At 59.2% G+C, this 20,824-nt stretch carries 22 protein-coding genes; 9 read left to right on the forward strand and 13 right to left on the reverse strand.

The genetic code is table 11. The annotated features are described in order from the left end of the window. Window positions 1-84 precede the first annotated feature (84 nt). From rph to QKW60_RS15380, 5 genes are read left to right on the forward strand one after another with little or no spacing between them, the layout of a single operon-like run. Entirely contained in the window at window positions 85-795 is a 711-nt protein-coding gene (rph, locus tag QKW60_RS15360; protein WP_282369971.1) for a ribonuclease PH, read from the forward strand. Further along, complete coding sequence (gene rdgB / locus QKW60_RS15365; RefSeq protein ID WP_282369973.1) at window positions 795-1,412, forward strand: RdgB/HAM1 family non-canonical purine NTP pyrophosphatase; 618 nt, start codon at window positions 795-797, stop codon at window positions 1,410-1,412. Before rph ends, rdgB begins: the two co-directional genes overlap by 1 nt. Then, window positions 1,409-1,783 carry a RidA family protein gene (locus QKW60_RS15370; RefSeq protein WP_282369976.1) on the forward strand — a complete coding sequence of 125 codons (375 nt, stop codon included), beginning with the start codon at window positions 1,409-1,411 and terminating at the stop codon, window positions 1,781-1,783. The genes rdgB and QKW60_RS15370 overlap by 4 nt, the downstream gene beginning before the upstream one ends. Window positions 1,784-1,787: 4 nt before the next feature. Further along, complete coding sequence (gene hemW / locus QKW60_RS15375; protein ID WP_282369978.1) at window positions 1,788-2,942, forward strand: radical SAM family heme chaperone HemW; 1,155 nt, start codon at window positions 1,788-1,790, stop codon at window positions 2,940-2,942. Beyond that, window positions 2,939-3,295, forward strand: a complete 357-nt coding sequence (locus QKW60_RS15380; protein WP_336619168.1) for a YbaN family protein — start codon at window positions 2,939-2,941, stop codon at window positions 3,293-3,295. Before hemW ends, QKW60_RS15380 begins: the two co-directional genes overlap by 4 nt. A 5-nt stretch (window positions 3,296-3,300) precedes the next feature. On the opposite strand, the gene QKW60_RS15385 is transcribed toward QKW60_RS15380, so the two are convergent. The 7 genes from QKW60_RS15385 to QKW60_RS15415 form a co-directional block, all read right to left on the reverse strand. After that, window positions 3,301-4,191 (reverse strand): ParB/RepB/Spo0J family partition protein, encoded by an 891-nt coding sequence (locus tag QKW60_RS15385; RefSeq protein ID WP_282369980.1) that lies wholly within the window; start codon window positions 4,189-4,191, stop codon window positions 3,301-3,303. 10 nt (window positions 4,192-4,201) lie between these two features. Continuing rightward, entirely contained in the window at window positions 4,202-5,008 is an 807-nt protein-coding gene (locus tag QKW60_RS15390; protein WP_282369982.1) for a ParA family protein, read from the reverse strand. Next, window positions 5,001-5,624: a 16S rRNA (guanine(527)-N(7))-methyltransferase RsmG gene (gene rsmG, locus QKW60_RS15395; protein WP_282369984.1), complete on the reverse strand. Its 624-nt coding sequence runs from the start codon at window positions 5,622-5,624 to the stop codon at window positions 5,001-5,003. Before rsmG ends, QKW60_RS15390 begins: the two co-directional genes overlap by 8 nt. Beyond that, entirely contained in the window at window positions 5,621-7,495 is a 1,875-nt protein-coding gene (gene mnmG / locus QKW60_RS15400; RefSeq protein WP_282369986.1) for a tRNA uridine-5-carboxymethylaminomethyl(34) synthesis enzyme MnmG, read from the reverse strand. The genes rsmG and mnmG overlap by 4 nt, the downstream gene beginning before the upstream one ends. 3 nt (window positions 7,496-7,498) lie before the next feature. Further along, entirely contained in the window at window positions 7,499-8,791 is a 1,293-nt protein-coding gene (gene mnmE / locus QKW60_RS15405) for a tRNA uridine-5-carboxymethylaminomethyl(34) synthesis GTPase MnmE (RefSeq protein ID WP_282369988.1), read from the reverse strand. Between the two features lie 30 nt (window positions 8,792-8,821). Then, window positions 8,822-10,093, reverse strand: coding sequence for a transcription termination factor Rho (gene rho / locus QKW60_RS15410; protein ID WP_282369990.1), 1,272 nt, complete (start codon window positions 10,091-10,093; stop codon window positions 8,822-8,824). Window positions 10,094-10,219: 126 nt separating this feature from the next. Then, on the reverse strand, window positions 10,220-10,669 hold the full coding sequence (locus QKW60_RS15415) for a CopD family protein (RefSeq protein WP_282369992.1): 450 nt from the start codon (window positions 10,667-10,669) through the stop codon (window positions 10,220-10,222). Window positions 10,670-11,096: 427 nt separating this feature from the next. On the opposite strand from QKW60_RS15415, the gene QKW60_RS15420 reads away from it, so the two are divergent. Genes QKW60_RS15420 through dnaQ form a run of 4 tightly spaced genes read left to right on the forward strand, consistent with a single transcriptional unit; the run spans window position 11,097 to window position 13,819 of the window. Beyond that, the gene (locus tag QKW60_RS15420) at window positions 11,097-11,708 is read left to right on the forward strand and encodes a Maf family protein (RefSeq protein ID WP_282369994.1); all 612 of its coding nucleotides are present in this window, start codon (window positions 11,097-11,099) and stop codon (window positions 11,706-11,708) included. Continuing rightward, window positions 11,705-12,544 (forward strand): shikimate dehydrogenase, encoded by an 840-nt coding sequence (locus QKW60_RS15425; protein WP_282369996.1) that lies wholly within the window; start codon window positions 11,705-11,707, stop codon window positions 12,542-12,544. Before QKW60_RS15420 ends, QKW60_RS15425 begins: the two co-directional genes overlap by 4 nt. Further along, window positions 12,541-13,134 (forward strand): dephospho-CoA kinase, encoded by a 594-nt coding sequence (gene coaE / locus QKW60_RS15430; protein ID WP_282369998.1) that lies wholly within the window; start codon window positions 12,541-12,543, stop codon window positions 13,132-13,134. The genes QKW60_RS15425 and coaE overlap by 4 nt, the downstream gene beginning before the upstream one ends. Beyond that, complete coding sequence (gene dnaQ, locus QKW60_RS15435) at window positions 13,127-13,819, forward strand: DNA polymerase III subunit epsilon (RefSeq protein ID WP_282370000.1); 693 nt, start codon at window positions 13,127-13,129, stop codon at window positions 13,817-13,819. Before coaE ends, dnaQ begins: the two co-directional genes overlap by 8 nt. Here the strand turns inward: dnaQ and QKW60_RS15440 are convergent. From QKW60_RS15440 to QKW60_RS15465, 6 genes are all read right to left on the reverse strand, one after another. Continuing rightward, window positions 13,816-14,487 (reverse strand): sugar transferase, encoded by a 672-nt coding sequence (locus QKW60_RS15440; protein WP_282370002.1) that lies wholly within the window; start codon window positions 14,485-14,487, stop codon window positions 13,816-13,818. The two genes, dnaQ and QKW60_RS15440, sit on opposite strands and share 4 nt — an antisense overlap. A gap of 191 nt (window positions 14,488-14,678) precedes the next feature. Further along, window positions 14,679-15,980, reverse strand: coding sequence for a xylose isomerase (gene xylA / locus QKW60_RS15445; protein WP_282370004.1), 1,302 nt, complete (start codon window positions 15,978-15,980; stop codon window positions 14,679-14,681). Next, on the reverse strand, window positions 15,977-17,413 hold the full coding sequence (xylB, locus tag QKW60_RS15450) for a xylulokinase (RefSeq protein WP_282370006.1): 1,437 nt from the start codon (window positions 17,411-17,413) through the stop codon (window positions 15,977-15,979). Before xylB ends, xylA begins: the two co-directional genes overlap by 4 nt. Next, a complete protein-coding gene (locus QKW60_RS15455; protein ID WP_282370007.1) occupies window positions 17,413-18,171 on the reverse strand; it encodes an ATP-binding cassette domain-containing protein in 759 nt (252 codons plus the stop codon). The genes xylB and QKW60_RS15455 overlap by 1 nt, the downstream gene beginning before the upstream one ends. A gap of 11 nt (window positions 18,172-18,182) precedes the next feature. Further along, the gene (locus QKW60_RS15460) at window positions 18,183-19,511 is read right to left on the reverse strand and encodes a sugar ABC transporter permease (RefSeq protein WP_282370009.1); all 1,329 of its coding nucleotides are present in this window, start codon (window positions 19,509-19,511) and stop codon (window positions 18,183-18,185) included. Window positions 19,512-19,655: 144 nt separating this feature from the next. After that, window positions 19,656-20,672, reverse strand: coding sequence for a substrate-binding domain-containing protein (locus QKW60_RS15465; protein ID WP_282370011.1), 1,017 nt, complete (start codon window positions 20,670-20,672; stop codon window positions 19,656-19,658). Window positions 20,673-20,824: the final 152 nt, after the last annotated feature.

Here is a 20,824-nt window from a genome sequence, read left to right on the forward strand (position 1 = left end):
GGCTCAGCGCGGTCGCCGTCAATCGGGGTTGCATCACCGGGTCCGCCGCTAGTAACTGGCGGCAACAGCGAGAAAGGACTTTTCATGCGACCCTCCGGCCGAAAACTCGATCAAATGCGCGCCGTCTCCATCGAGACAGGGGTGACGAAACATGCCGAAGGGTCGTGTCTGATCAAATGTGGGGACACGCATGTTCTGTGCACCGCGTCGGTGGAGGACAAGGCGCCATCCTTCCTGAAGGGCACTGGCCTCGGTTGGGTTACGGCGGAATACGGGATGCTTCCGCGGGCCACCAATACCCGCAACCGGCGCGAGGCGGCGGCAGGCAAGCAGTCCGGCAGAACACAGGAAATTCAGCGGCTTATCGGGCGCGCACTGCGGGCCGGTGTGGACCGGGTGGCTTTGGGTGAACGCCAGATCGTAGTCGACTGTGATGTGATCCAGGCCGACGGCGGCACCCGCTGCGCCTCCATCACCGGGGGCTGGGTCGCGCTGCGGCTGGCCGTGAATAAGCTGATCAAGGCGGGCGCGGTCACCAGCGATCCGATCGTCGATCACGTCGCTGCCGTTTCTTGCGGCATCTATGCCGGTCAGCCGGTGCTCGACCTCGACTATGCCGAGGACAGCGAGGCCGGGACGGACGGCAATTTCATCCTGACCGGGCGGGGACGGCTGATCGAAGTGCAGATGTCGGCTGAAGGCGCGACGTTTTCCCGTGATGAGATGTCGAAGCTTCTGGATCATGCCGAGGCGGGCATTTCGCAAATGGTCGAGGCGCAAAGGGCGGCGATCTGATGCGGAAATTTTCCGGCAAGAAGCTTTTGGTGGCGACTCACAACAAGGGCAAGCTGGAGGAGATCGCGGCCCTGCTCTTGCCTTATGGTATCGTGTGCGTCAGTGCGACCGAAATGGGGCTGCCGGAGCCTGCCGAAACCGAGACGACCTTCGTTGGTAACGCCCGGATCAAGGCGCATGCGGCCGCGACGGCGACCGGCCTGCCTGCTTTGGCCGATGACAGCGGCATCGAGGTGGACGGTCTCAGCGGTGCGCCGGGTGTTTACACCGCTGATTGGGCTGAAACCCCGCAGGGCCGGGATTTCATCAAGGCCATGACGCGGACTTGGGATGAACTGGAAGCTGCGGGTGCGCCCTACCCGCGCAGCGCCCGGTTTCGTGCAACCATGGTTCTGGCCTGGCCCGATGGGCACGACGAGGTGTTCGAAGGCAAGGTTGATGGTCAGGTCGTCTGGCCGATGCGTGGTGCGCAGGGCCATGGCTATGATCCGATGTTCCAGCCGGACGGGTATGATATTACCTTTGCCGAAATGGACCCGGCAGAGAAAAACCGGATCAGCCACCGCGCGGATGCGTTCGGAAAGCTGGTCGCCTGTTTTGAAAGGATCGGCGCATGAAGCGGATATCTACGGGTTCGCCCTTTGAAAAAACAATGGGTTACAGCCGGGCAATCGTTAAGGGTGGCTGGTGCTTCGTTTCCGGCGTGACAGGCTATGACTATGCGACGATGGCCTTACCCGATGACGTCGCCGATCAGGCGCGGAACTGCTTTGCCACGATCCGTAAGGTTCTGGATGAGGCCGGCTTTACGATGGAGGACATCGTTCGGGTTCAGTACACCGTCATTGATGCCAATCTGGTGGAGGACTTGGTTCCTGCGCTTGGCGAGGCTTTCGCCGAGATCCGCCCCGCCGCAACGATGGTGATCGCAGGATTGATTAAGCCGGAGATGCTGGTCGAAATCGAAGTTACAGCCTTTAAGGGCTGAGCCCATGGAGGATTGGCGGCATGGCGGGTTCGGGCTCTATCTGCACTGGCCCTTCTGCGCCTCAAAATGCCCCTATTGCGATTTCAATTCGCACGTCGCGGCCGACATTGATCAGACCCGCTGGGCCCATGCTTATCTGGCAGAAATCGAGCGCGTCAGCGCGGAAACGTCCGGCCGAGTGTTGAACACGGTCTTCTTCGGCGGGGGTACACCGTCGCTGATGGACCCAGGGCTTGTGGCCGCGATCCTCGGCAAGGTCCGGGCAAGTTGGCCGCTGGCCAATGATATCGAGATCACGCTGGAGGCCAATCCCAGCTCGGTCGAGGCAGGAAGATTTCGGGCCTATGCCGAGGCCGGGGTCAACCGCGTTTCAATGGGCATTCAGGCACTGAACGAAGCCGATCTGAAGAGATTGGGTCGGCTACATTCTGTGGCAGAGGCCCGCGCAGCCTTTGATGTGGCGCGGGATGCCTTCGCGCGGGTCAGCTTCGATCTGATCTACGCACGGCAGGGTCAGAATCTGGCCAGTTGGCGAGAGGAATTACAAAATGCGGCTGCGATGGCAGTCGATCATATCTCGCTGTACCAGCTGACTATCGAGGACGGAACGGCTTTTGGCGCACGCCACGCAGCGGGCGGATTACGAGGGTTGCCGGATGAGGATCTGGCCGCAGATATGTATTTGGAAACACAGGATATTTTATCAGATCTTGGTATGCCCGCCTATGAGATTTCAAACCATGCGCGAGTGGGCTGCGAAAGTCGACACAACCTGATCTACTGGCGCTACGGCGACTATGCCGGGATCGGTCCCGGCGCGCATGGACGGTTGACGCTCGGCGGTCAGAGATGGGCAACGGAAACACCGCTTTCCCCGACCATGTGGCTGGAGCAAGTCGAGCGGGCCGGGCACGGCGAAACGGCAAGGCAGGTTGTTCCGCCCCCGGATCAGGCCGGCGAATACCTGATGATGTCGCTTCGATTAACCGAGGGCACTGATACCGGGCGCTTCCGTATGTTGTCCGGTCGCGAACTGGATTCCGGCGCCGTTGAGAAGCTGTCCGGACTTGGGATGGTTGAGCGGGTGGGAAACCGCATCAGGGCTACCACATCAGGGCGTGCGGTTCTGAACGCTTTGATCCGCGAGTTGCTGCCATGATCCGGTCGGTCTGGCTGGTTGCGGGCAGTCTGGCGCTGGCCTTCGGGACGGTAGGCATATTCCTTCCGCTTCTACCGACGGTGCCGTTCCTGCTGCTCGCGGCATTCTGCTTCGCCCGGGGATCAGAGCGGCTTCACAACTGGCTGTTGTCTCATCCTGTATTTGGGCCACCGATTGAAAACTGGCGCGACCGGGGGGCCATTGGGCGACGAGCGAAATGGGCTGCGACGATTTCCATCCTGACCGCCTTCCTATTGGCCGTGCTGTTTGGTGCGCCGATGAGCGCCCTTCTCGTTCAGGTGATCGTATTGGTGGGCGTCTCTGTATTCATCTGGACACGACCCGACGGTTGAACCGGCTATCGGGTCGTGCTCAGAACCTGACAGAGTTCGTCCAGCTGATCGAGCGTTTTGTAGGTGATCACAAGCTGGCCACCGTCATGCCCCTTGTGGTCGATCACAACCTTCATCTTCAGATGCGCAGAGAGATCCTGTTCCAGCACACGGGTATCGGCGTCTTTCTCTGGTCGGGCTGCGTGAATGGCGGGCTTTTTCGCGGGCGCCTTGGCCAACCGTTCGGTTTCGCGCACCGAAAGGCCCTTGGCGATAACCTGACGCGCGAGCGAGGTCGGATCTTCAGTAGTGACAAGCGCGCGGGCATGTCCTGCGGTCAGCTTGCCTTCGCGAAGCCAGGCCTGAACCTCGCCGGGCAAGGTGAGAAGGCGCAGAAGGTTTGCGATATGGCTTCTGCTTTTCGACAGGCCCTCGGCCAGCTTCTCCTGCGTGTGCCCGAACCTGTCCATGAGCTGGCGATAGGCCATCGCTTCCTCCACCGCGTTCAGATCGGCGCGCTGAATGTTCTCGATAATCGCGACTTCCAGAACCTCGGTATCGGAGAAATCGCGGATCAGGACCGGAACGTCATGAAGCTGGGCGATCTGCGCGGCACGCCAGCGGCGCTCACCTGCGACAATTTCGTAACTATCTGATTTTCTTGGATTAACTCTAACAATAAGGGGTTGGATTACCCCTTTGGTGCGGATCGAGGCGGCAAGCTCCTCCAACGCCTCGGCAGAAAAATCACGGCGGGGCTGGTCCGGATTTGGTTCCAGCTTTTCGACCGGCAGACGGGTATCGGCGCGGCGCGGCCGGTCGGGATCACGGCTCGCTGGCTCTTCAAGATTGACGTCGGCCATAAGTGCCGACAGGCCCCGCCCGAGACCGCGCCGTTCCGGTTTCTTGTCCGCCATCTCTGCCCCCTTACGTCCGGAGTTTGTGTTGGGCCAGCATTTCCTGCGCTAGCGCGCGATAGGCCATGCTGCCTTTTGACATCGTATCGTAGGTCAGAACCGGTACCGCGTAAGATGGCGCTTCGGAAAGGCGGACATTGCGGGGCACAACGGTCTTATACACAAGTTCACCCAAGTTGGCGCGGGCATCCGCCTCCACCTGAGTGGAAAGGTTGTTGCGGCCATCATACATGGTCAGAACTACGCCTTCGATGCGAAGATCGCGATTGGCCGACTGGCGCACCTGTCGGATTGTGAGCATGAGCTGCGACAGCCCCTCAAGCGCATAGAACTCTGCCTGAAGCGGCACCAGCACGGAATGCGCCGCGACCATGGCGTTGACGGTCAGCAGGCTAAGTGAGGGCGGGCAATCAATCAGGATGTAATCGAAGTCAAAGAAATCGACAGCTGGTTGCCGCAACGCGTCGTGAAGAAGAAAACTGCGCTTTTCATTGGCTACAAGCTCGATATCCGCCGAAGAAAGGTCCGTCGTGGCCGGGCAGATCCAGAGCCCCTCCACCTTTGTCGCGCGAATCACATCCATCAGTTCTGCTTCTTCAAGCAGCAAGTCGTATGTTGTGAGTTCGCGGCTGGCCGGCTCCACCCCGAGACCTGTAGACGCATTGCCCTGTGGATCGAGGTCAACAAGAAGAACATTCATGTTTTCTTCGGTCAGCGCCGCGGCGAGGTTGATCGCGGTCGTCGTCTTGCCAACCCCACCCTTTTGGTTGGCGACGGCGATGATTTTCGGCCCTGGCGGACGGGTCGGATCAGACACGCGAAATTCCTCCGATTGTCAGAACGGTAGCGGCTGGATCAGTAACGCTTACCCTGTTCTCATAGCTGAAGCGCCAGGATTCAAGGGCCTGTTGCACTTCTTCACGCCAGGCAGCACCCTTGAGGAAAAGCGCAATGCCACCGGGGGCCAAATGCCGCTCGGCATATTCGAGAAGGTGTGAAAGGGGCGCCAGAGCCCTTGCTGATAAGATATCGGCCCCGAGAGGCTCAACATCTTCAATTCTTTCGGAAATTATCGTTACATCTACGCCTGTTTCGCGCGCAACTGTGGCTAGGAACGCGGCTTTTCGCTGATCGCTTTCGACCAAAGTCACATGCTGGTGCGGTCGTTCCTCTGCCGCAAGAATTGCGGCGATCATTCCGGGAAACCCTCCACCTGATCCAAGATCAGCCCAACTCTTCGCGGATTCCGGGGCAACATCGAACACTTGAATCGAATCACGAAAGTGGCGGTCCCAGATTGAATCGACGGTAGATCGAGCAATCAAATTGATCGCCGGATTCCATTTGCGCAGCAGATCTTCATACCGCGCAAGTCGCGTCATTGTTTCACGTGAAACATCACGCCCTTCAATCAAATGACGTTCGGCCGTCATCCTGCGCTGCGAACCCGTTCAAATCTCCGCAGCATCGCTAGGATCAAAGTCAGAGCCGCCGGCGTCATTCCATCGACCCTGCCCGCTTGCGCCAGTGTTGTGGGACGGATCCGGGAAAGCTTTTCTTTGAGTTCGTTCGACAGGCCCGGGAGTGCAAAATAGTCAAAATCCTTAGGAATTTCATGGCCTTCATCGCGTCGGACTGCCGCCACATCCGCCTGCTGACGTTCAATATAGGTCGCATAGGTTGCGTCACGCTTCAGCTGTTCCTTAATGTCATCAGACAGCGCCGACAGGCCAGGATCTGCCTGCTCCAGAGCGCTGAACGATACGCCGGGGAAACTCAAGAGCGTAAAGCCTGAACGACGACGGCCGTCCTGGCCGACTTCAATTCCATATGTCGCCGCCTCGCGGGGTGTCAGCGTCAATGCCTCCAGCGATGCCCTGCCTGATGTCAACGCTTCCAACTTCCTGTCGAATTGCTCTCTGCGATCCGCGCCCACACACCCAATCTCGATTCCTAACGGGGTCAATCGCTGATCGGCATTGTCAGCCCGCAAGGACAACCGAAACTCTGCGCGTGAGGTAAACATCCTGTAGGGTTCGCTTACGCCACGCGTCACAAGGTCATCAACCATCACGCCAATATAGCTTTGCGATCGGGCAAAAGTCAGCGCTTCCGCACCTTTCGCCGCACGCGCAGCGTTCAGACCAGCAACCAATCCCTGAGCGGCAGCTTCCTCGTATCCGGTGGTTCCATTGATCTGGCCTGCAAGATATAGCCCCGGAACAGCCTTGACGGCGAGCGTCGATGTGAGCGACCGCGGGTCGACATAGTCGTATTCGATCGCGTAGCCCGGTTGAAGGATAGTTACATTCGCAAGCCCGTCGATCGAACGGACATATGCCTCCTGCACGTCCTCCGGCAATGAAGTGGAAATTCCGTTCGGATAGACGGTCGGGTCGTCCAGGCCTTCCGGCTCTAAGAAAACCTGATGCGATGTCTTGTCCGCGAAACGGACAATCTTGTCCTCGATAGACGGGCAATACCGCGGACCGACGCCCTCTATATGGCCGCCATACATAGCAGACCTGCTGAGATTCTCCCGGATAATTTCGTGCGTCCGCTCATTCGTATAGGCAATTCCGCAATCGACCTGACGGACGAACGGCTTGCGGTGCAGGAATGAAAACAGCGTTGGCTCATTGTCCCCGGGTTGACGCTCTAGCCTGTCCCACGCAATCGTGCGGCCGTCCAGCCTAGGTGGTGTGCCGGTTTTCAAGCGCCCTAGCGGCAGGCCAAGCGCCTCGATCCGTTCGGCCAGCGGCACGGAGGGGCGATCCCCCATGCGCCCACCGGGACGACTGACATTGCCAATATGGATTACGCCGCGCAGAAATGTGCCGGACGTCAGAACCACAGATTTCGCTGCGATTTCAGCGCCATCGGCAAGAACGATTCCGACAATCCTGCCGCCCTCCATCCGAAAGTCGACGACTTCACCCTCAACGATTGTTAAGTCTGACTGCGCTTCTGTGACCGACAGCATTGCCTCCCGGTACAACCGCCTGTCCGCTTGTGCCCGTGGGCCCTGAACGGCGGGCCCCTTGCGCCGGTTAAGCAGCCGGAACTGGATGCCAGCCATATCCGCCACACGGCCCATAACACCGTCCATAGCATCTATTTCGCGAACAAGGTGACCCTTACCGAGACCCCCTATTGCCGGATTGCAGGACATGACGCCAATTGTATCCCGCCGCAGCGTAACCAGCGCCGTTGCCGCGCCAAGGCGCGCGGAAGCATGCGCTGCTTCCGTTCCGGCGTGCCCTCCGCCAACAACCACGACGTCAAAATGTTTCACGTGAAACACTCCCTATTTGCCGATGCAAAAGCTGGCAAAGATCTCATCAAGCAGATGCTCCACATCGACCCGGCCGACAAGAGAATCGAGCGCCCGTATCGCCTGCCGCAGATTCTCAGCCGCGAGCTCGATCCGTTCGGGCCCCTGCACTATCTCATTTCGCGCCGATTCCATAGCCCTGATCGCATTCTGAATCGCAACCTTGTGGCGGTCCCGCGTAATAACGCCAGCACCGGCCGCACAGTCACCAAGACGTTCCGCAATCAGCGAGATCAGTTCGCCCAGCCCTAGTCCTGTTTTACCGGATACGGCCAATCCATTCTGCGATCTGTCCGACATGAGATCAGCCTTGGCAATCACGACGATATCTTCTGGCAAGGGGTCGAGCAGGCTCATGGAATCGCCATCCGTCAGAAACACCCGCAGGTCCGCCTGACGCGCGCGCTGCAAGGCCCGCTCAACGCCGATCCCCTCCACCACATCCGTGGTATCCCGCAATCCGGCCGTGTCCAGCAACGTCACCGAAAGACCGGCGATGTCCATCCGAACCTCGATCACATCGCGCGTGGTTCCCGCTACCTCCGACGTGATCGCAGCGTCCCGACCGGCCAGTGCGTTTAACAACGTGGACTTGCCTGCATTGGGCCGTCCGACAATTGCTACTTCAAACCCGTCACGAATGCGCTCCGATGCACCAAATCCGGCAAGTTCCTTCACCAGATATTGTGCAACCTTATCGACCAACCCCAATACCTCGGGCGTTACATCAACAGGTACGTCCTCATCAGCAAAATCAATTGTTGCTTCGATCAATGCTGCGGCCCGGATCAGATCCCGCCGCCAGATTTCTGCCCGGTCCCCAACCGCACCCGACAGAACCCGCAAAGCCTGTTTCCGCTGGGCCTCGGTTTCCGCTTCGATAAGGTCCGCAAGGCCTTCGACCTGGGCGAGGTCCAATCGGCCGTTCTCAAGCGCCCGGCGCGTAAACTCTCCCGCCTCTGCCATCCGCAGCCCCGGTAGCTGACCAAGAGCCGCCAGAACTGCCGCTACGGTCGCAGTCGCACCATGAAGCTGCAGCTCTGCCGACTGTTCACCGGTAAAGCTCGCACCTTCCGCGAATGTCAGTACAAGCGCCTCGTCCAGTACATCGCCATCAACCGCCAACCGGCGCAACCCCGCCTGTCGTGGCTCCGGCAAGCTGCCTGCGAGAGCCTCAACAGCTGACCAAGCCGAAGGGCCGGAAATCCGGATTACGGCAACGCCGGCCTTACCCCGAGCCGATGCCAAGGCATAGATCGTGTCCATAACATTAACCTATTGTTTTATAACAACAAGTCAGGCGTTCATCGAATCGAAGAACTCGGAGTTCGTCTTCGTCTGCTTGAGCTTTGAGATCAGGAATTCGATCGCATCCGTCGTGCCCATCGGGTTCAGAATGCGGCGTAGGACATAGGTCTTCTGCAGATCGTTCTTGTCGACCAGCAGGTCCTCTTTCCGGGTACCGGACTTGAGGATATCCATTGCCGGATAAACCCGCTTATCCGCGACCTTGCGGTCGAGCACGATTTCCGAGTTACCCGTGCCCTTGAATTCCTCAAAGATCACCTCGTCCATCCGGCTGCCGGTATCGATCAGGGCCGTCGCAATGATCGTCAGAGATCCGCCTTCTTCGATATTCCGCGCAGCACCGAAGAACCGCTTCGGCCGCTGGAGTGCATTCGCATCCACACCGCCGGTCAGAACCTTCCCGGATGAGGGGACGACCGTGTTAAACGCCCGACCCAGGCGAGTAATGGAATCGAGCAGGATCACCACATCCCGCTTGTGCTCCACCAACCGCTTGGCCTTCTCGATCACCATATCGCTGACCGCCACGTGACGCGTCGCCGGTTCGTCGAAGGTGGAGGAGATAACCTCACCCTTCACGCTGCGCTGCATGTCCGTAACTTCTTCCGGCCGCTCGTCGATCAGCAGTACAATCAGATAGCATTCCGGGTGGTTCTTCTCGATCGAGTGGGCAATATTCTGCAACAGCACCGTCTTACCGGTTCGCGGCGGCGCCACGATCAGGCCCCGCTGCCCTTTCCCGATCGGCGCGACAAGATCGATGATCCGGGCCGAGCGGTCCTTGATCGTCGGGTCCTCGATCTCCATCTTCAGCCGCTCGTCCGGATAAAGCGGGGTCAGGTTGTCGAACGCCACCTTGTGACGTGCTTTCTCCGGATCTTCGAAATTGATCTCTCGCACCTTTGTCAGTGCGAAGTATCGCTCGCTTTCACCGGGCGCACGGATCACGCCTTCGATTGTATCGCCGGTGCGCAGTGAATACTGCCGGATCATATCCGGGCTAACATATATATCGTCCGGACCCGGCAGATAGTTCGCTTCCGGCGAGCGCAGAAATCCGAACCCGTCCTGCAGCACTTCCAGCACCCCGTCGCCGCCGACCTCCCAGCCTTCCTCGGCATATTCCTTCAGGATCGAGAACATCATCTCGCCCTTGCGCATGGTCGAGGCGTTCTCGATCTCCAGCTCTTCCGCCATCGACAGCAGGTCGGCGGGGCTTTTTGCCTTCAGGTCGGCAAGGTTCAGGCGTTCAAGAGTCATGGGGAAAACCGATCAGTATGGCGCGGCCCGTCAGGCGGCGCGATGGATCATCAAGGGAAAGTCCCCAGTCCGGACGGCGGGGTTCAAAAGCACATAACCTTGCGATCCGTGTGAGTCAATGTTCGCTCAGAACTTCAGAATGACCGAGAAGACGATGACCACCATCAGAACCGTCGGCACTTCATTCATCAGCCGATAAGTACGGCCGGTCCGTATATTCGTTCCTGCCAGAAAATCTTTGCGCCGGTATCCAAGCCAGTGGTGAAACCATGTCATTCCCAGAATCGCCACTGCCTTCGTCCAGGGCCAGACCTCACTCCAGACCACAATCCCCGGCGTAAAGACAAGTGCGAGACCAAAGACCCACACCCCGATCATCGCCGGGTTCATGATCACCCGGAGCAGTTTTCGCTCCATCTCCTGAAACAGGCGATCAGTTTCACTGCCCTTCTCAACTTTCTCGACATGATAGACGAAAAGACGAGGCAAGTAGAAAATGCCTGCCATCCAGGCAATCACAGAAATGATGTGCAGTGCCTTGGTCCAAGGATAGATGGTTGCCAGTAAGTCCGTCATCGTTCCTCGCCTGTTTTCAACCCGTCTTCGCTGCCCTTCCTAAATAAAGTAAAGATAAAGAAAAGAGATGTGGTTGATGTAAGCCCTGTGGATGATGGGGATTACAACAGATCCGGGCAACTTTCCCACAACGGGACAGTTCTGTGCAAAACTCCGTATAAAGCTTAAAGATCTAACAATCCCAAAAAATTAGCATTTATAATCAAACATATAGATAAAGACACTTTAGATGGTGTGTGGATGAATCAATCCCCGGCCAGGCCTTTGATCGAGACGTCCACATGATGTTGCCTCATACATGCACAATGGGAGAAATCGACCCGCACCTTGACAGAAACCCCGATTTTCCCCCAGCACCATCGTGATCCGTGTTTTCAACACAATCAGCCACAACTTTGCACCTGCTCTTGTCCACAGACCCGTCCCCATGACTCTCCCAACACCCCGCCGACTTATCCTCGCATCCGGTTCCGAAGTCCGTGCACAGCTATTGCTCAATGCGGGCCTTGGGGTCGAGGTCATACCGGCAAGGATCGATGAAGAAGCGATACGCGCGGCCCTCGTCGCCGAAGATGCCAGCCCCCGCGATCTTGCCGACACTCTGGCCGAGATGAAAGCCCGCAAGATCTCCGACAAGCAACCCGACGCACTGGTGCTCGGCTGCGATCAGATCCTGGAATGCCGGCGCGAGGTTTTTGCCAAACCCGCTCATCCCGATGACGCCCATGACCAGCTTCGTCGCCTGCGCGGTCAGACCCACCGCCTTCTTTCAGCGGCGGTCATCGTTGAGGGAGGCAAACCGATTTGGCGCCATATTGGCGAAGTTCGCCTGACGATGCACAATATCTCGGATGCCTATCTCGACGATTATGTCACACACAACTGGGACAGCATTCGCGAAACCGTCGGCTGCTACAAGCTGGAGGAGGAAGGGGTGCGGCTTTTTTCCCGCATTGAAGGTGATTACTTCAATGTTCTCGGTCTGCCTTTGATCGAGCTCTTGACCTGGCTCGGCATTCGGGGCGACATCGCCACATGATCGACCACCCACGCATTCCATTGGCCGGTGTCATCGGCTCTCCCGTGGCACACTCCAAGTCGCCACGGTTGCACACCCATTGGCTGAAGACCTACGGCATTCGCGGACACTATATACCAATGGATGTCGCGCAATCCGATCTGAAAGAGGTAATCACCACCCTGCCAAAAGCAGGTTTTGTGGGTGTTAATGTGACGATACCCCATAAGGAGACCGTGCTGGCTTTGGCAGATGTGGTGACTGACCGCGCAGCATTGATCGGGGCCGCAAATACATTGATCTTCCGCAAGGATGGCCGGATTCACGCTGACAATACAGATGGTTACGGCTTCATTGCCAATCTGAAGCAAAACGCGCCCGGCTGGACTGCATCTGCCGGACCCGCCGCAGTGATCGGCGCGGGCGGCGGTGCGCGGGCTGTGATCGCCTCGCTGATCGAGGTCGGCGTGCCGGAAATCCGCCTTGCCAACCGTACCCGCAACCGGGCCGAGGCTCTGCGTTCGGAATTTGGCGCCAAGGTCATCGTGCATGACTGGGTACAGGCCGGAAACATGATGGAAGACGCGACCACGGTGGTGAATACCTCCTCCCTCGGGATGGAGGGAAAGCCGGAATTTCGCATTCCGCTTGACGCTCTATCACCAAAGGCAGTCGTTACCGATCTCGTCTACACCCCTCTCCGCACAACTCTTCTCGAACAGGCGGCGGCAATAGGGTGTGTCACCGTCGATGGGCTCGGCATGTTGCTGCATCAGGCAGCTCCCGCCTTTGAACGCTGGTTCGGAACCCGACCCGAGGTCGATCAGGCCACGAGGGACGTGGTCCTCGGCGCATGAACAGGGCCTTTCTGCTTGGCCTGACGGGCTCCATTGGCATGGGTAAATCGACGACTGCCGCGATGTTTGCGGACGAAGGTGTGCCTGTATGGGATGCAGATGCCGCCGTGCACCGGCTTTATGCCAAGGGCGGTGCGGCCGTTTCAGAAATCGCGGCGCTCTGCCCGGAGGCGGTTGTCGGCGATGCGGTGGACCGGACCCGTCTTAAAGACTGGATCGCCCGCGACCCCGGCGCTATGACCCGCATCGAAGCAGTCGTTCATCCGCTTGTCGCCTCTGACCGCGCAGCTTTCATTGCAGACAGCAATGCACCCCTTATTGTGCTTGATATACCGCTGCTCTTTGAAACTGGGGCCGACACCATGATGGACGCGACCCTTGTCGTCACCGCCCCGGCTGATATCCAGCGCTCCCGCGTCCTCGCCCGTCCCGGCATGACCGACGCCCAGTTTAAAAGCATCCTTTCGCGGCAGATGCCGGATGCGGAAAAGCGCGCCCGTGCGACCTATGTCATCGAAACGCTCACCCTTGATGAGACCCGCGCTGCCGTGCGAAACCTGATCGCAAGGATCGGAGCAGAGCATGCGTGAAATCGTCCTCGATACGGAAACCACCGGGTTTGAGCCGGCCGAGGGACACCGCATTGTTGAAATCGGCGCGATTGAACTGCTGAACCATATGCCCACGGGGCGGACCTACCACCAATACATCAACCCAGAACGTGCCATGCCGAAAGAGGCGTTCGAGGTGCATGGGCTTGGCGACGATTTTTTGCGCGACAAACCGCTCTTCGCGCAAGTGGGTCAGGCGTTCCTGGATTTCATCGGTGAGGACTCCCGGTTGGTGATCCACAATGCCAGCTTCGATATGAAATTCCTGAACGCGGAGCTTGGCTGGGCCAACCTGCAGGTCCTGTCCATGGACCGCGCGCTTGATACTGTCGCTGTGGCCCGCCGCAAGTTTCCCGGTTCACCCGCATCGCTCGACGCACTTTGCCGCCGCTTCGGGATCGACAACTCCGCGCGGGAAAAACACGGCGCTCTCCTCGACAGTGAGCTTCTGGCCGAGGTCTATCTGGAGCTGATCGGCGGGCGGCAACCGGATTTTGGTCTCGCGTCTGCTGAATCGACGCAAGAAACCACGCAGGCGACAGCCTGGCGCCCCGCGCCCCGTCCATCCTCACTGCCTCCTCGGATCACCGAGGCCGAACGGGCCGCTCACGCGACGTTTGTTGACGGCCTCGGTGACGGGGCAATCTGGAAGCGGTTCGGCTAGACGCCCGTCGCCCGCAGGACGACGCCCACCGTTCGAAACAGGATAGACAGGTCGGTCAGCAGACTGATTTGTTCTGAATAATCGTCGTCAAACAGCGCGCGCTCACCAAAAGAGCTCCGGTTGCGGCGACCCACTTGCCATGACCCGGTAATGCCGGGGCGCATTGCATAGTAACTCGCCCTACATGGTCGGCAGTCATAGAGCGCTTGTTGTTCCGGCAGAAACGGCCTTGGGCCGACCAAGCTCATCTCCCCCGCCAGAACGTTCCAAAGCTGCGGTAATTCATCGAGACTGGTCTTTCGCAGGATCGCGCCCACCCTTGTGACACGGGGGTCGTGGGCCAGCTTCTGGTTTTGCCGCCATTCCTGTTCCAACACAGGATCATCACGAAGAATGGCAGCAAGCGCCCGGTCCGCATTCGGAACCATCGTGCGAACCTTCCAGCAGCGAAAAGCGGCTCCATTCCTACCAATGCGATACTGCGAATAAAGCGGCTGACCGCCGAAAAGCGCCGTAATCCCCAGAATGATACCCAGAACAGGCAATATGACGGGGAGCGCGAGAAAAACCAGACCTATGTCCAGAACACGCTTTCCATGAGTGACATAGACGCTCGGCTGAGTGTTCAGGACGGCGTCGTCGCGAAATTCAAACAGTGGGGCGGCCATCAGGCAAACTCCCTTCCCAGGTTGCGCCGGGCCACCCCAAGCCCGATCTTGCCGCCAAGGTAGAGAGTGAATGGTTACGGATCTGTTAAGCTTAATTTTGACGTCCGCGAACGCGAACGCTCGCGGACTATTCACGCAATATCAATAGCTTGTTAAAGCGGAAAAGTTAATGCGACACGACGCGCCCGGTGTCACACAAACTGGTTCCAGAGGTTTTCCAACCTTTCCTGACGTCCCGACCGGGGCTGCGGATTGATTCCTTTCGACAGGACCTGTCCGGCAATTTCAGCCAATCCGCTGCCCAGCATCGCCTTGCTGTCAGTCGTGTCCCAACCTGCATAACGTGCCTCGCGGGCGCGTTCGAGCGCACCGTCTTCCAGAAGCGCAACAGCTGCTTTCAATGCCCGCGCGCAGACATCCATTGCGCCGACATGTGCAAGGATCAGGTCGTCGGGGTCGAGGCTCTGGCGCCTGAGTTTGGCGTCGAAGTTCGTGCCGCCAGTGGTGAAACCGCCCGCCCGCAGAATCTCATAATAGGCCCGCGCCATTTCGGGGACATTGTCGGGGAACTGATCGGTGTCCCAGCCTGACTGGTAATCGTTCCGGTTCATGTCGATCGACCCGAAGAGATCGAGCGACGCGGCCAGCGCGATCTCATGTTCGAACGAATGCCCCGCAAGGATCGCATGGCCTTGTTCGATGTTGACCTTCACCTCACCTTCCAGCCCAAACCGTTTGAGGAACCCATAGACCGTCGCGACGTCGTAGTCGTATTGATGCTTTGACGGTTCCTGAGGTTTCGGTTCGATCAGGATCGCACCCTTGAAGCCGATCTTATGCTTGTACTCAACGACCATCTCCAGGAACCGGCCGGCCTGCTCGGCCTCACGCTTCAAATCAGTGTTCAGAAGTGTCTCATAACCTTCACGTCCACCCCAAAGCACATAGTTCTGACCGCCCAGCTTATGGGTCGCATCCATACAACTTTTCACCGTCGCCGCGGCATAGGCAAAAACCTCCGGATCGGGATTGGTCGCGGCCCCCGACATGAAGCGGCGGTGGGAAAAGAGGTTCGCGGTACCCCAGAGCAGACGGGTGCTATGGGTTTCCATCTTCGCGGCGAAATAATCGACGATCTCTTCCAGATTGCGCAGACTTTCGGCGAAAGTCGCACCTTCTGGACGGACGTCCGCGTCATGGAAGCAGAAGAAGGGCGCGCCGAGGATATCGAACATCTCGAAAGCAACATCGGCCTTCATCTTTGCCAGATCCATCGTATCGCCGAACCAGGGCCGTTCGAAAGTCTGTCCACCAAACGGATCGCCGCCGGGCCAGGCGAAGCTGTGCCAGTAGGCCACAGCAAAGCGCAGATGGTCCTCCATCCGTTTGCCCATGACCATCTCGTCCGGGTTGTAGTGGCGGAAGGCGAATTCGTTGCCGCTGTCGGGGCCTTCGTAGCGGATTTCGGGAATACCCTTGAAAAAATCAGTCATGTCAGCCCCTTGATGGCAGTTGCGGCGGCGCGGTAGCGTGCATGGCCTTCATCGAAAGCCTCTGTCAGCGCGGCTACCGGGTCGATGGTTTTGGCAATGGTCGGCAGCGCGGTGATTTCAGCGCCAGTTCCCGTGGTTGCCATGATCGCGAGGCGGGCCGCGCCGAATGCCCCGCCATAGTCACCGGCAACAGGAACTGCGACTGGCGTGCCGAGCGCGGTAGCGATAGCCGACAGCCAGTAGTCGGACCTCGACCCTCCGCCGACGGCCAGCAGGCGCTCAATCTTCGTGCCGGTCGCGGCCAGCGCATCACGGCAATCGCGGATCGCGAAGGTCACACCCTCCAGTACAGCCCGGGTTGCAGCATTCCGGTCAGTATCATGTTCCAAGCCAATGAATGCGCCACGAATCGAAGCATCGTTTAGCGGCGTCCGTTCACCACCAAGATAGGGCAGGAACCGGGCCTTTCCCGGTGGCTTAAGGCCCCCCAAGCCTTCAGTTAAGTCTGCGGAAGCCGACCCCGCGATCCGGGCAAACCAATTCAGTGCATCTGTCGCGGCAAGTATCACGCCCATCTGATGCCACTTGCCCGGCAGGGCGTGGCAAAAGGTGTGTACTACCGTCGCCGGGGCGGGCCGATAGCCTTCATTTGCGGCAAACAACACGCCGGACGTCCCGAGCGAGACGAAGGCCTGTCCGGCTTTTACAACGCCAACTCCAATACCCGCAGCGGCGTTGTCGCCTGCCCCGCCAGCGACTACGACACCTTTCGGTAGACCGAAACGATCCGCGAGTTCGGGGCGTAATATTCCGGATCGATCAGAGCCTTCGACCAGCCGGGGCATAGCACCACGGTCCAGCCCGGTCGCAGCAAGCAGTTCGTCTGACCAGTCACGCTTGCTGGTATCGAGCCAGCTTGTGCCAGCCGCATCCGACATCTCCGCCACATGTTCTCCGGTCAGCCAAAGACGCAGATAGTCCTTCGGCAAAAGCACCCGCGCCACCCTGTTGAACTGTGCGGGCTCATGGCTTTTCACCCATAGAAGCTTCGGCGCGGTGAAGCCGGGAAACACGATATTGCCGGTAAGCCGCCTGAAAACCGGGTTCGCATCCAGCGCTGCCGCCTCTTCATGCGCGCGGGTGTCGTTCCACAGGATACAGGGACGCAGCACATCATCGGCACGGTCCAACAACACCGCGCCATGCATCTGGCCGGAGAGCCCGATGCCCCTGATCGCAGCTCGGATCCTCGCGGGAATTGCGTTCAATACCGTTTCTGCTGCGACGATCCAGTCGGCGGGCGACTGTTCCGACCAACCCTCATGCGGCCGCGAGACTGTCAGCGGCGCGGTTGCCTCGGCCACGATCTTCTGGGCGTCGTCGATGACGACGCCCTTCAAACCCGATGTGCCGAGGTCAAGGCCGAGATACATCAGGCGGTCTTTTCCGGCTGTTTGCCGAGGATGATCATCCCGAGAATATCCTCATCCGTGACCTCGTTTACGTTCACCGTTCCCACGAGCTGACCGTTTTTCATGACACTCGCGCGGTCGCAGAGCTTCATGACGTTGTGGATGTCATGTTCGATCAGGAAGATACCCAAACCCTGCGCCTTCAGTTCCTCGATCAGCTCCGCCACCATTTGCGTTTCATGAGGACCAAGGGCGGCGGTCGGCTCGTCCATGATCAGGATGCGGGCGTTGAAATAGACCGCACGGGCAATGGCGACCGACTGGCGCTGACCGCCGGAAAGCGCCGAGACCGGCACGTTGAACTTTCGGAAGTTCGGATTGAGCCGCGCCATGATCTTGCGCGTTTCGGCTTCCATCCGCACGTCGTCCACCAGCCCCCGGGGCGACACAAGCTCGCGCCCGAGGAAAAGGTTCGATGCCGCATCGAGATTGTCGGCCAAGGCCAGCGTCTGGTAGATCGTCTCGATGTTGTACCGCCGCGCATCGCGGGGATTTTCGATCACCGCCCTTTCGCCGTTGATGTACACCTCGCCGCTATCGGCCTGATAGGCGCCCGACAGGCATTTGATCAGCGTCGACTTACCGGCGCCATTGTGGCCGAGAAGGCCGACAACCTCACCCGGGTAAAGATCGACGGTGACGTGATCGACAGCCTTGATGCCGCCAAAAGCGATGGAGATGTCGCGAAGCTCGACAAGGGGTGTTCCACGATCGGTCATGTCTGTTCCCCTCACTTCGATTTGCTGCGGTAAAGTTTGTCGAGATAGACGGCGAAGACGAGGACCGAGCCGACGACAACCTGCTGGATCGCCGCATCGAACCCGATCAACACCATGCCGGTCTGAAGGCTCTGCATCACCAGTGCGCCGATGATCGCGCCATAGATCGTGCCGATCCCGCCGCCGAGAGATGTACCGCCGATAACCGCCGAGGCGATGACATAAAGTTCGTCCAGGGTACCCAGCGCGTTGGTCGCCGAATTGAGCCGCGCCGAGGCGACGACCGAGGAAAGCCCGGCGAGAAAGCCCATCAGGGCGAAGATCTTCACCGTCATCCAGCGGGTGTTGATGCCGGCAAGTTCTGCCGCCTCCGGGTTGCCGCCGATGGCAAAGACATAGCGGCCGAACCGGGTGCGGGTCATCAGGAAGGTCATCACGATGCCGACCGCGATCAAGATCAGGACCGGAATGGCGAATCCGTGGCTGATGAAAAGACCGCCCTCCGGCACTTCGATGGCATTGCGCTCGGCATATTGCTTCACGATGCCCTTGGGCCAGGGATAGGCGTTGACCAGCAGGACCGCGCCCAGAACGATGCCACAACCGATAACGCCAAGGAAGGTTTCCGCCCAGACCGGGCGCAAGGGAAATTCAAACTTTCGCCGCTGCGAACGGCCATGCAGGATCAGGTAGATGATCCCGGCACAGGCCAGCAGACCGACAATCCAGCTGCCCATCGCGCCGACCGCGCCGTAGGGCCCGCCACCAAGCAGCGCAAAGGTGGAATCGACCGGCGAAATCGTCTCGCCCCGCGCGACAAGGAAGGCCGCGCCGCGCCAGACCAGAAGTCCGCCAAGCGTGACAATAAAGGCCGGGATACCGCGATAGGCAATCAGCCAGCCGTGGAACGCCCCGATGGCTGAGCCCAGCGCCAACCCGCACAGGATCGCGATGATCCAGATCAGCGGATGGCCGAGGCCAAGAAATTGCGGCAGGACCTGCACCTGCATCACACCCATGACGATGGCGCAGAAACCAAGGACCGAGCCGACCGACAGGTCGATATGCCGGGTCACGATCACCAGAACCATCCCCGTGGCCATGATCCCGATGGAGGCCGTCTGAACCGACAGGTTCCACAGGTTTCTTGGCGTCAGGAACGAACCGAAGCCGTTTTTCAGATATCCATAGAAGTGAAAGCCGATCCAGATCAGCAGCAATGCGCCGACCATGCCAAGAAGGCGGGTATCGAGCTCGGTCGCGCGCAGGAAACGGGAAACGGGTCCTTCCTGAGCGGCCTGGGCTCCGGTGTTCGGGGTGGTGGAAGTTGTCTGGGTCATGTCCTCATCCGACTATGCGAAAGGATGCGGGAAAACACCCGCCATGAAACTGGCGTTCATACTCTGGCGGAATGTACGAAAGTGGCGCGGCATTTGACGCGCAGGTGAAACCCGGCGCATAAGCGCCGGGCTTCGGTCTCAGGATCAGCAGCCTGCGACGCCGTCCATCGCGCCTTCGCAGGCCTGCTCTTTCGAGATATGGCCCGCATCGATAGCAACGTTCAGGTTGTCCTTCGTGACCGGCGTCGGGGCGAGGAAGATCGCGTTCATTTCCACGCCCTTCTCGCCGCCGGACCACTTCACAGCGCCGTCGATGGCGTCCATCGCGGTCCCGCCCGCCAGGGCCACGGCGATATCGGCGGCCGCTTTGCCCAGCTGGCGCGAGTCTTTCCAGACCGACACGGTCTGGGTGCCGCGCGCCACGCGGTTCAACGCGGCAAGGTCACCGTCCTGCCCGCCGACCGGAATGTTCAGGCCCTGCGCCGAAAGCGCGGCAATCACGCCACCGGCCATGCCGTCGTTTTCGGACAGAACCGCATCGACCTCGTTATTGGCCGCGGTCAGGATTTGCTCCATGTTCTTCTGGGCATTGTCCGGCTTCCAGCCATCCGTGAAGCTTTCGCCGACGATCTTGATCGTCCCGGCCTCAACATCGGCGCCGATCACTTCCATCATGCCTTCCAGCAGGAAGAGCGCATTCGGGTCACCCTTGTCACCCTTGATAATGGCGTAGTTGCCTTCGGGCTGCGCGGCCTTGACGGTTTCGGCGATGATGCGGCCAACGCCCTTGTTGTCGAAGGTCAGATAAAAGGCGCGGTCATCCTCGATCAGACGGTCATAGCCGACAACCGGGATGCCTTCGGCCGCGGCCTTGTCGATGGCGGGGCCGATGGCGTCCTTGTCGACCGACAGGATCACCAGCGCTTCGGCACCCTGCGCGATCAGCGCTTCGATATCGGTCAGCTGCTTGGCGGCCGAGTTTTGCGCGTCGGATGAGATATAGGTGGCGCCTGCCGCTTCCAGCGCGGCCTTCATCGCGGCTTCATCGGTCTTCCAGCGCTCTTCCTGAAAGTTCGACCAGCTTACGCCCACGGTTTGGGCAAGCGCGGATGTGGCGAAACCGGCCGTCAGGGCGACGGCCGCGAGAATGGCTTTATGCATATGTTCCTCCCGTTGACGGGCCAAGACGCCCGGATCGGCGGATTCGCCGAACTTTCCCTAGGCTGCCGATAATAAATTCGCTTGTCAAATTAAAAACGCTGATCCAAACTGCGATATGGAAGGAAATCTACGATATTTATGCCGCGAGAGCC

The organism is Albidovulum aestuarii (genome assembly GCF_029961185.1).
GTDB classification, from domain to species: Bacteria; Pseudomonadota; Alphaproteobacteria; order Rhodobacterales; family Rhodobacteraceae; genus Albidovulum; species Albidovulum aestuarii.

Coding starts and splice junctions, on each gene's coding strand:
- rph (WP_282369971.1), top strand. CDS start 85: ATGCGACCCTCCGGCCGAAAACTCGATCAAATGCGCGCCGTCTCCATC.
- rdgB (WP_282369973.1), top strand. CDS start 795: ATGCGGAAATTTTCCGGCAAGAAGCTTTTGGTGGCGACTCACAACAAG.
- QKW60_RS15370 (WP_282369976.1), top strand. CDS start 1,409: ATGAAGCGGATATCTACGGGTTCGCCCTTTGAAAAAACAATGGGTTAC.
- hemW (WP_282369978.1), top strand. CDS start 1,788: ATGGAGGATTGGCGGCATGGCGGGTTCGGGCTCTATCTGCACTGGCCC.
- QKW60_RS15380 (WP_336619168.1), top strand. CDS start 2,939: ATGATCCGGTCGGTCTGGCTGGTTGCGGGCAGTCTGGCGCTGGCCTTC.
- QKW60_RS15385 (WP_282369980.1), bottom strand. CDS start 4,191: ATGGCGGACAAGAAACCGGAACGGCGCGGTCTCGGGCGGGGCCTGTCG.
- rsmG (WP_282369984.1), bottom strand. CDS start 5,624: ATGACGGCCGAACGTCATTTGATTGAAGGGCGTGATGTTTCACGTGAA.
- mnmE (WP_282369988.1), bottom strand. CDS start 8,791: ATGGACACGATCTATGCCTTGGCATCGGCTCGGGGTAAGGCCGGCGTT.
- rho (WP_282369990.1), bottom strand. CDS start 10,093: ATGACTCTTGAACGCCTGAACCTTGCCGACCTGAAGGCAAAAAGCCCC.
- QKW60_RS15415 (WP_282369992.1), bottom strand. CDS start 10,669: ATGACGGACTTACTGGCAACCATCTATCCTTGGACCAAGGCACTGCAC.
- QKW60_RS15420 (WP_282369994.1), top strand. CDS start 11,097: ATGACTCTCCCAACACCCCGCCGACTTATCCTCGCATCCGGTTCCGAA.
- QKW60_RS15425 (WP_282369996.1), top strand. CDS start 11,705: ATGATCGACCACCCACGCATTCCATTGGCCGGTGTCATCGGCTCTCCC.
- coaE (WP_282369998.1), top strand. CDS start 12,541: ATGAACAGGGCCTTTCTGCTTGGCCTGACGGGCTCCATTGGCATGGGT.
- dnaQ (WP_282370000.1), top strand. CDS start 13,127: ATGCGTGAAATCGTCCTCGATACGGAAACCACCGGGTTTGAGCCGGCC.
- QKW60_RS15440 (WP_282370002.1), bottom strand. CDS start 14,487: ATGGCCGCCCCACTGTTTGAATTTCGCGACGACGCCGTCCTGAACACT.
- xylA (WP_282370004.1), bottom strand. CDS start 15,980: ATGACTGATTTTTTCAAGGGTATTCCCGAAATCCGCTACGAAGGCCCC.
- xylB (WP_282370006.1), bottom strand. CDS start 17,413: ATGTATCTCGGCCTTGACCTCGGCACATCGGGTTTGAAGGGCGTCGTC.
- QKW60_RS15455 (WP_282370007.1), bottom strand. CDS start 18,171: ATGACCGATCGTGGAACACCCCTTGTCGAGCTTCGCGACATCTCCATC.
- QKW60_RS15460 (WP_282370009.1), bottom strand. CDS start 19,511: ATGACCCAGACAACTTCCACCACCCCGAACACCGGAGCCCAGGCCGCT.
- QKW60_RS15465 (WP_282370011.1), bottom strand. CDS start 20,672: ATGCATAAAGCCATTCTCGCGGCCGTCGCCCTGACGGCCGGTTTCGCC.